Source organism: Acidocella sp. C78 (genome assembly GCF_907164655.1).
Map to the genome: position 1 here is coordinate 92,251 of NZ_CAJQZK010000008.1, position 8,197 is coordinate 100,447.

7 protein-coding genes and 1 pseudogene are annotated in these 8,197 nt (G+C 72.2%); 2 read left to right on the forward strand and 6 right to left on the reverse strand.

Going from position 1 to position 8,197, the window contains the following annotated elements:
* Window positions 1-108 precede the first annotated feature (108 nt).
* Genes ACIDOCELLA78_RS000000103365 through ACIDOCELLA78_RS000000103385 form a run of 5 tightly spaced genes read right to left on the reverse strand, consistent with a single transcriptional unit; the run spans window position 109 to window position 5,452 of the window.
* Window positions 109-1,215 carry a substrate-binding domain-containing protein gene (locus ACIDOCELLA78_RS000000103365; RefSeq protein WP_201728373.1) on the reverse strand — a complete coding sequence of 369 codons (1,107 nt, stop codon included), beginning with the start codon at window positions 1,213-1,215 and terminating at the stop codon, window positions 109-111.
* The gene (locus tag ACIDOCELLA78_RS000000103370; protein ID WP_201728374.1) at window positions 1,212-2,276 is read right to left on the reverse strand and encodes an ABC transporter permease; all 1,065 of its coding nucleotides are present in this window, start codon (window positions 2,274-2,276) and stop codon (window positions 1,212-1,214) included. Before ACIDOCELLA78_RS000000103370 ends, ACIDOCELLA78_RS000000103365 begins: the two co-directional genes overlap by 4 nt.
* Window positions 2,263-3,810 (reverse strand): sugar ABC transporter ATP-binding protein, encoded by a 1,548-nt coding sequence (locus ACIDOCELLA78_RS000000103375; protein WP_249675598.1) that lies wholly within the window; start codon window positions 3,808-3,810, stop codon window positions 2,263-2,265. The genes ACIDOCELLA78_RS000000103370 and ACIDOCELLA78_RS000000103375 overlap by 14 nt, the downstream gene beginning before the upstream one ends.
* Window positions 3,807-4,691 (reverse strand): NAD(P)-dependent oxidoreductase, encoded by an 885-nt coding sequence (locus ACIDOCELLA78_RS000000103380; RefSeq protein ID WP_201728375.1) that lies wholly within the window; start codon window positions 4,689-4,691, stop codon window positions 3,807-3,809. Before ACIDOCELLA78_RS000000103380 ends, ACIDOCELLA78_RS000000103375 begins: the two co-directional genes overlap by 4 nt.
* Window positions 4,688-5,452, reverse strand: coding sequence for a glucose 1-dehydrogenase (locus ACIDOCELLA78_RS000000103385; protein ID WP_201728376.1), 765 nt, complete (start codon window positions 5,450-5,452; stop codon window positions 4,688-4,690). The genes ACIDOCELLA78_RS000000103380 and ACIDOCELLA78_RS000000103385 overlap by 4 nt, the downstream gene beginning before the upstream one ends.
* A 210-nt stretch (window positions 5,453-5,662) precedes the next feature.
* Here ACIDOCELLA78_RS000000103385 and ACIDOCELLA78_RS000000103390 point away from each other — a divergent pair, with 210 nt between their 5' ends.
* Window positions 5,663-6,691 (forward strand): L-idonate 5-dehydrogenase, encoded by a 1,029-nt coding sequence (locus tag ACIDOCELLA78_RS000000103390; protein WP_201728377.1) that lies wholly within the window; start codon window positions 5,663-5,665, stop codon window positions 6,689-6,691.
* 11 nt (window positions 6,692-6,702) lie between these two features.
* Window positions 6,703-7,761: a LacI family DNA-binding transcriptional regulator gene (locus tag ACIDOCELLA78_RS000000103395; RefSeq protein ID WP_201728378.1), complete on the forward strand. Its 1,059-nt coding sequence runs from the start codon at window positions 6,703-6,705 to the stop codon at window positions 7,759-7,761.
* A 39-nt stretch (window positions 7,762-7,800) separates the two neighbouring features.
* On the opposite strand, the pseudogene ACIDOCELLA78_RS000000103400 reads toward ACIDOCELLA78_RS000000103395, so the two are convergent.
* Window positions 7,801-8,197: pseudogene (locus tag ACIDOCELLA78_RS000000103400) on the reverse strand (hypothetical protein); the annotation flags it as partial.

An 8,197-nucleotide genomic window follows, 5' to 3' on the forward strand; every position in this document is an offset into this window, starting at 1 on the left:
TCTTGCGCGCCGGGGTCAACCGGCGCGTCGGTCTTGCGCGCCGGGGTCAGCCGGCGCGTCGGCTTTGCGCGCCGGGGTCAGCCGGCGAGTCGGTCTTGCGCGCCGGGGTCAGCCGGCGCGGCCCCAGATCCGCAGAAACACCCTCTTGTAGCCGTTCGGCGGATTGAACACGTCCTTGTCGCCGCCGTCCTGGTTGACGTTTTCCGGGGTAAACAGATGCACCGGGTCAGGCTCGGCGACCGGCTTCTGCCCGGCGAAGGCGCGGTTCAGTTCATCGACGCATTGCCAGCCCTCCAGCTCCAGCGGTGCGGCGACGGTCGCGGTCTGGAACTGTTTCGAGCGGATGCGCTGGAAGGCCGATTGCGAGCCGTCGCCCGCCGAAACGTTGTAGGGCGGGCCGTCGCCGCGATGCCCGGCGGCGGACAGGCCAGGCGCCATGTAGTCGTAATAGAGGTCGTTGATGGCGAGCGAATAGGTCCATTTCTTGCCGTATTTGGCAAGCAGCGCCGCGGTCACCTGCGGCATCCGCGTCGCGGTCGAGGAGAGCGGCACGTTCTCGATGCCGAGCAGGTGGCAGCCCTTGCAATCGCGGATGATCGCCGCCATCCGGTTCGATTTGGCGAGCGCGATCGAGAATTCGCTGGTGGTGAAGATGACGACGCCGGCATGCCCGTCCGAGCGGGCGATAGCGTAGAGTGCTGCGGCGCGGGCGACCTCCAGCGGGTCCTGCGCGACGTTGTAGACGATGGCCGGCTTCGCGATCGGGCCCGGCTTGGGGCTGACATTCCAGCCGACCACCTTGATCCCGGCCTTGTCGGCCTGTTCGATGAACGGGGCGGATTGCGTCGCATCCAGCCCGCCAAGGACGATGCCGGCGGGTTTCAGCGCGATCGCCTCCGACAGGGCGGCGTTCTGCCCGGCCGCCGTGCCCTTGCCGTCGAGCAGGCGGAAGCGCCAGCCGATCGCCGTCGCCGCCGCGCGCACCGCCTTGCCCACGCCGCGCGCCCCGCCATTCGACTGGTTCGACGAGACATAGACGATGAACTTGCCCGCCACCGCCTTGGGCCCGGTGGTCGGCCCGGTATAGGGCAGGGCGGGATTGGTCGCGGCGGCGACATACTGGCGCGCCGTCGCGAGCATCGACGGCGCGGCCAGCGCTTGTGCCGTGAAGCCGGCGACGGCCAGCGCCGCCAGCAGTGTGATGTTCTTTTTCATGAGTCCTCCCCGGTTGCGGCGGTCGCCGGCGGCGCCGCCTTGATGAGAACGCCGCGTCGCCGCTGCGCGAGACCGGCCAGGCCGATCGAGACCACGAGGGTGACGCCGTTGAACAGGCTGGAGACGAAGAACGCGCCGCCGAGCTGCTCGATGCCGGAAATGCCGACCGCGAGCAGCAGCTCCGCCACCACCGTGCCCCACACATTCACCCGGCCGGGGCGGATCGTGGTCGAGCCGAGAAAGGCGCCGACCAAAGCGGGCAGCAGGTAGCTCAGCCCGAGGCTGGTCGCGCCGATCCGCAGCTGTGCCGCCAACACCACCGAGGCGAAGGCGGTCAGCACGCCGGAGGCGACGAACACGAGGATAACGTGCCGCCGCACCGCGATGCCGTTCAGCTCGGCGGCGCGGCGGTTGGCGCCGATCGCATACAGCACGCGGCCGAGCGGCATCCGCTCCGTCACCAGCCAGAGCAGCAGCGCCACCACCAGCACGTAGAGCGCGGGGAATGGCACGAGGCCGAACAGGCGGCCGTCATTGATGGCGGTGAAGGCGGCGGGCAGCGTGCCCACCACCTGCTCGCCGCCGGTATACCATTCGGCGAGGGCGTAGATGATGGTGCCGGTGCCGAGGGTGGCGATGAAACTGTCGATCTGCGCGATCTCGACCAGCATGCCGTTCATCAGCCCGAACAGCCCGCCGAGCGCGAGCACCGCCAGCACAGCCAGCGGCCAGGGCCAGTGATACTGCACCTGCAGGCTGATCGCGATGATCGACCACAGCACGATGCCGTAGCCCACGGTCAGGTCGATCCGCCCGGCGATCATCGGCGGCAGGGCGGTGAGGGCGAGCAGGGCGACGACCGATTTCACCACGAAGATCGCCCGCATGTTGCCGGCGGTGGGGAACGTGTCCGGCAGCAGCAGCGAGAACAGCACGATCAGTGCCACCGTGAGGATCGGCAGGCCATAGACGGTGAGCAGGCGGCGGCGGAGTTCGGCGCGCGGCAGGACGGCGCGTTCGGCGCCGCTCGGCTCCAGCGCGTCGGACTTAAGCGATTCCATCGCGGATCTCCCCGGTTTCAGGTGGTGCCGCCGTCGCGATGCCGGCGGAGGCGGCGGCGAGCAGGCGTTCCATGGTCAGCGCCGCCCCGGCGATCTCGCCGACCACGGCGCCGCGATCGAACACCAGCGCGCGGTCGCACAATTCGGCGATCTCCTCGAAATCCGACGAAACGACGACGATCGCCGCCCCGGACGCGGCGGCGGCGGCGAAGAGGCGGTAGATATCGGCCCTGGCGCCGACATCGACGCCGGCGGTCGGGTCCTCGAACACCAGCAGCCGGGCGGCCTGGTCGAGCCAGCGGCCGACCACGACCTTCTGCTGGTTGCCGCCCGAAAGCTGCTCGATCGGCAGCGACGGATCGTTCGGCCGCAGGCCGACGGCGCGGCCGAGGGCGGCAGCGCGGCGGGCGAGGCGGCCGGGCGGGACGATGGAAAGCGGCTTCATGCCGTGGGCATAGGCGTTGAGGAAGGCGTTCTCGGCGACCGAAAGGCGCGGCGCGGTCGATTCGCCCACCCGGTCGCCGGCGACGAAGCCGATGCCGAGCGCCATCGCCGCCTGCGGGGAGTCCGGCGCGGACGCGATTCCGTCGAGCAGGATGCGGCCTTCGCTGCGCGGCGCGAGCCCGAACAGGGCGCGGCCGAGCCGCTCCTGCCCAGCGCCGACGAGGCCGGCGAGGCCAAGGATTTCCCCGGCGCGGACCGAAAGGTTCACCGGCGGCCCGCCGGCGACCGAGAGGTCGCGGCATTCGAGCCGGACCGCGCCGGGTGCGGCATCGGCGCGGCGATGCCGGGCGACGGCGTGGCCGACGATCATGCCGATCAGCGCCCCGGCATCGAGTGTCGCGACCGCGCCGGCCCCCGCCAGCCGCCCGTCGCGCAGCACCACCGCCTGGTCGGCCAGGGCAAACACCTCGTCGAGCCGGTGCGAGACATAGAGCATCCCCACGCCCTTGGCGCGCAGCCGGCGCAGTGCCGTGAACAACCGTTCGACCTCGGCGGCGGGCAGGCTGGCGGTGGGTTCGTCGAGCACCAGCATCTCGCCCTCGCCGGCCAGCGCCCGGGCGATGGCGACCAAGGCGCGCTCGGCGCGGGCAAGGTCGCGGATGCGGGTTTCGGGGTGGAGATCGACGCCAAGCTCCGCCAGCGCGGCGGCGGCGCGGCGGGCGGCGGCACGCCGGTCGATCAGGCCGAGGCGGCGGGGAAAGCCGAGGGCGAGGCCGAAATTCTCGGCGATCGTCATCCAGTCCACCAGGCCGAGATCCTGATGAATGAACCGCACCGGCAGGCTGCCCGGCACGGCCGGCGCGCCGCGAAAGCTGATCTCGCCGCGATCCATCGGGTAGACGCCGGCGAGAATCTTGATCAGCGTCGATTTGCCCGCCCCGTTCTCGCCGAGCAGGGCGACGATCTCGCCCGCGTTGACGGTGAGATCGACCGCATCCAGCGCCCGCGTGCCGCCGAAACTCTTGCAGATGCCGCGCATGGCCAGGAGTGGCGCGGTATTGCCGCGCATGGCAAGCAGCGGCGCGGTCATGGCGCGCCCGCTTCGCGTCGGGGAAAGGCGCGCATCAGCGCGGCGGTATCCGCCCCGCCGAGCCCCTCGGCAATGCGGGCGCGGTGGGTGGCGAGGGTCGCGTCGAGCAGCGGTAGGGCGAGGCCCGCCTCGGCGGCGAGGCCGGCGGCGCCGGCGAGGTCCTTCACCATGTTGTCGAGCCGGCCGGTCGGGGTTTCGTCGCGGGCGGCGAATTTCGGTCCGAACTCGCGCAGGATGGCGGAATCGGCGCGGCCGCCGGACAGTGCTTCGGGCAGGCGCGCGGCATCGACCCCGGCGGCCTCGGCCAGCGCGATCGCCTCGGCGAGGGCGGCGAAGCCGACGCCGCAGAGCAGCTGGTTGGCCAGCTTGGCCGCCTGCCCGGCGCCGGTGCCGCCCATCAGGGTGAAGCGCGCGGCGAGATGATCCATCACCGTGCGGGCGGATTCGAAATCGGCGCTGGTGCCGCCGGCCATCACGGCGAGCCGCCCGGCCAGCGCGCCGGGGGCGCCGCCGGAGAGCGGGGCATCGAGCCAGCGCCCGCCGCAGGCGGCGGCGAAGCCGGCGGCCAGCGCGCGGGTCGCCGCCGGGTCGATCGAGGACATGTCGATCACCAGCGTCTCCGGCCCGGCGACGCTGGTGATTCCGCCAGCGCCAAACATCACGGCGCGAATGCCGGCGGCATCGTTCAGGCTGAGAATGACGAAGGGGCAACCCCGCGCGGCCTCGGCCGGGCTGGCGGCGGGCAGGGCGCCCTGCGCGGCGAGGGCGGCGAGCTTCGGCGGATTGCGGTCGTGCACGCGCAGGCCGAACCCGGCGGCGAGCAGGCGGCGGGCGATCGCGCTGCCCATCACCCCCGCGCCGATCAGCCCGATCGCGGTCATACGACGCTCGTCAGCCCGCCATCGACGAAGATCATCTGGCCGTTGACGAAATCCGACGCGGCGCTGGCGAGGAAAATCGCCGCCCCCTTCAGCTCGTCCGGCTCGCCCCAGCGCCCGGCCGGCGTGCGCGCGGCGAGCCAGGCGGAGAAATCGGCGTCGGCGGTGAGGGTTGCGGTCAGCTCGGTGCGGAAATAGCCGGGCGCGATGGCGTTGACCTGAATGTTCCGCCCGCCCCATTCGGCGCAGAGCCCGCGGGTGAGCTGGCGGACCGCGCCCTTGCTCATCGTGTAGGGCGTGATCGAGGCGCGGCCCAGCTCGCTCTGCACCGAGGCGATGTTGATGATCTTGCCGCGGTTGCGGGCGAGCATCCGCCGGCCGACCGTCTGCGCCATCACGAAGGCGGCGCGGACATTGAGCGCCATGATCCGGTCGAAGGCGTCGAGCGGGAAATCCGCCGCCAGGGCGCGGTGTTGCAGCCCGGCGTTATTCACCAGGATGTCGATCGGCCCGTCGGCCTCGATCCGCGCGATGGCGTCCGCGGTGGCGTCGGCGTCGGTGACATCGAAACAGGCGGCATGGGCGTCGAGCCCGAGGGCGCGCAGCGCGGCGGCGGCCTCCTCCAGCCGCCCGGCGTCGCGCGCGTTCAGAATGACCGTCGCCCCGGCCTCGGCGAGCCCGGTGGCGATGGCGCGGCCGATGCCGCTGCGCCCGCCGGTGATCAGGGCCCTGCGGCCCGAAAGGTCGAACAGAGTCAGTCCCACGTATCCATCCCCGACCGGCAAATGCCGGTCATTTATTGGCTCCACCGGCAAATGCCGGTCATTTTTCTGATCCGCCGGCACGGGCCGGTCTCGAATTTTATGCCGGCTCGTGCCGGATGGTTGCCGAACTGCCGAAACCGGCGCATGTTAGCGGTAACACTTTTGATGCCGTAACACGAACCCGGCCCACCGCTCAAGGAGGAAATCACCATGACAGCGATCGTGATCCACGCCGCGGGCGATCTCCGGATCGAGGATCGCCCCGCGCCGCCGCCGGGGCCGGACGAGGTGCGCGTGCGGGTGCTGCGCGGCGGGATCTGCGGCTCCGACCTGCATTACATGCGCCATGGCGGCTTCGGCCCGGTGCGCCTGGCCGAGCCGATGGTGCTCGGCCATGAGGTGGCGGGCGAGGTGGAGGTTGCCGGCGCCGCGTCGGGTTTCGCGCCCGGCGAGGCGGTGGCGATCGACCCGTCGCTGCCCTGCGGCGCCTGCCGGTTCTGCCTTGCCGGGGCGACGCAGCATTGCGCCGACATGCGGTTCTTCGGCAGCGCGATGCGCCGGCCGCACATCAACGGCGCGTTCCGCTCCGCGATCACGGTGCCGGCGCGCCAGCTCGTCCGGCTGCCGGCGGGGCTGTCGGTCGAGCGCGCCGCCTTCGCCGAGCCGCTGGCGGTGGGGCTGCACGCCGCGGCGCGGGCGGGGATCGGGCCGGGGATGCGGGTGATCATCGCGGGCATGGGGCCGATCGGCTTGCTCGCCTTGCTCGCGGCACGGCATCGTGGTGCTGCCGAGATCGTCGCCTGCGACGTGCTTGGCGCCCCGCTCGCCCTCGCGGCCCGGCTTGGCGCGACCGAAACGGTCGATCTCGGTCAGAAACCGGAGGGTCTCGCCCGCTTCGCCGAGGGCAAGGGCCGGTTCGATGCGGCGATCGAGGCGTCGGGTGCCGCCGCCTCGCTCGCCGGGCTGATCGCGGTGGTGCGCCCGCAGGGACGGATCGTCCAGCTCGGTCTTGGCGGCGACATGACCCTGCCGCTGATGGCGCTGGTGAGCAAGGAGATCGAGCTGGCCGGCGCTTTCCGCTTCGGCCCCGAATTCGCCGAGGCGGTGGCGCTGCTCGCATCCGGCGCGATCGACCCCGACCCCCTGCTCAGCGCGGTGCTGCCGGCGGCGCGGGCGGCGGAGGCTTTCGCGCTCGCGGCTGACAAGGCGCGCGCGGTGAAGGTCCAGCTCGCCTTCTAGGCGCTGGCGCGATGACCTCCCCGCTCGATCGCGCGCCGACGATGGACGATGTCGCCGCCGCCGCCGGCGTGTCGAAAATGACCGTCTCGCGGGCGTTGCGCGGCGCGGTGGTGGCGGCGCCGACGCGGGCGCGGATCATGGAGGCGGTGTCCCGGCTCGGCTATGTGCCGCACGCGGCGGCCGGCGCGTTGGCCAGCCGGCGGTCCGGCTTCGTCGCCGCCATCGTTCCCTCGATGGACAATTCCAACTTCGCCGAAACCGTCGCCGGGCTTGAGGCCGCGCTCCGCCAGGCAGGGCTCGACCTGCTGCTGGGCACCACGCTCTACAGCAGCGCCCGCGAGGAGGCGCTGCTCCACACGCTGATGCGCCACCGGCCCGAGGGCATCGTGCTGACCGGCGGGGCGCACAGCCGGCGCGTCGCCGCCTTGCTCGGCCGCTCGGCGCTGCCGGTGGTCGAGACATGGGATCTGCCCGCGTCCCCCATCGGCGGCGTGGTCGGCTTCTCCAACCGTGCCGCGGGGGCGGCGATGACGGCGCATCTCGCATCGATCGGGCGCCGCCGAATCGCCTTTCTCGGCGGCGCCTCAAGGCGCGATCCGCGCGGCGAGGAGCGCGGCCGTGGCTATGAAGAGGCGCTGGCTTCCGCCGGGCTCGGCCCGCCTCGTCTGTTCCGCCACGGCCAGCCGCCGCTCTCGATGCGCCACGGCGCCGAGGGCATGGCGCGGCTGCTGGAACGCTGGCCCGAGATCGACGCGGTCGTGTGCGCCAGCGACCTGATCGCCTTCGGCGCGATCGGCGAATGCCAGCGGCGGGGTATCGCCGTGCCGGCGCGCATCGCCATCGGCGGCTTCGGCGATTTCGAGGTGTCGCGCTGCGCCGTGCCGGCGATCAGCACCGTCGCGGTGGATGCGCGGGGTATTGGCGAGCGCGCCGGAGCGATGCTGGCCCGCGCGGTCGCTGCCCGCCGCCGGGGCGATGCCCTCCCGCCCGAGCGCATCGAGGTCGGGCTCCGCCTCGTCGCCCGGGGCAGCTCGCTGCTATCCGGCCCGCCGCCCGATCCGGCCGTCTGAAGCCCGGCGCGGTTCCGAACCGCGCAACGCCGGGCCGGATCAGGACGCCTCGCTCCGCACCAGGCGCAAAAGCGGCGGCGCGTCCGGCTTCGCCGCGCCGGATGCAAACCGGAAACGCCCGACGATCCCCGAAAGCGCCTCCGCCTGCCCGGCAAGGGTGGCGGTGGCGGCGTTGGCCTCTTCGGCCATCGCCGCATTCTGCTGGATCGCCTGGTCGAGATAGCCGATTGCCGAATTGATCGCGCCGATATCGTCGGACTGCGCGGCAATCGCCGCCGCCATCTCGCCGATCCGCCCATTCATCGCCTCGACGTCCCGGAAAATGCCCTGCAATGCCTCGCCGGTGCGGGCCACCAGAGCGACGCCTTCCGTCACCTGGCGGCGCGAGCCGAGAATGAGCGGGGTGATCCGCCTCGCCGCGTCCGACGAACGCTGG

Coding starts and splice junctions, on each gene's coding strand:
- ACIDOCELLA78_RS000000103365 (WP_201728373.1), bottom strand. CDS start 1,215: ATGAAAAAGAACATCACACTGCTGGCGGCGCTGGCCGTCGCCGGCTTC.
- ACIDOCELLA78_RS000000103370 (WP_201728374.1), bottom strand. CDS start 2,276: ATGGAATCGCTTAAGTCCGACGCGCTGGAGCCGAGCGGCGCCGAACGC.
- ACIDOCELLA78_RS000000103375 (WP_249675598.1), bottom strand. CDS start 3,810: ATGACCGCGCCGCTGCTTGCCATGCGCGGCAATACCGCGCCACTCCTG.
- ACIDOCELLA78_RS000000103380 (WP_201728375.1), bottom strand. CDS start 4,691: ATGACCGCGATCGGGCTGATCGGCGCGGGGGTGATGGGCAGCGCGATC.
- ACIDOCELLA78_RS000000103390 (WP_201728377.1), top strand. CDS start 5,663: ATGACAGCGATCGTGATCCACGCCGCGGGCGATCTCCGGATCGAGGAT.
- ACIDOCELLA78_RS000000103395 (WP_201728378.1), top strand. CDS start 6,703: ATGACCTCCCCGCTCGATCGCGCGCCGACGATGGACGATGTCGCCGCC.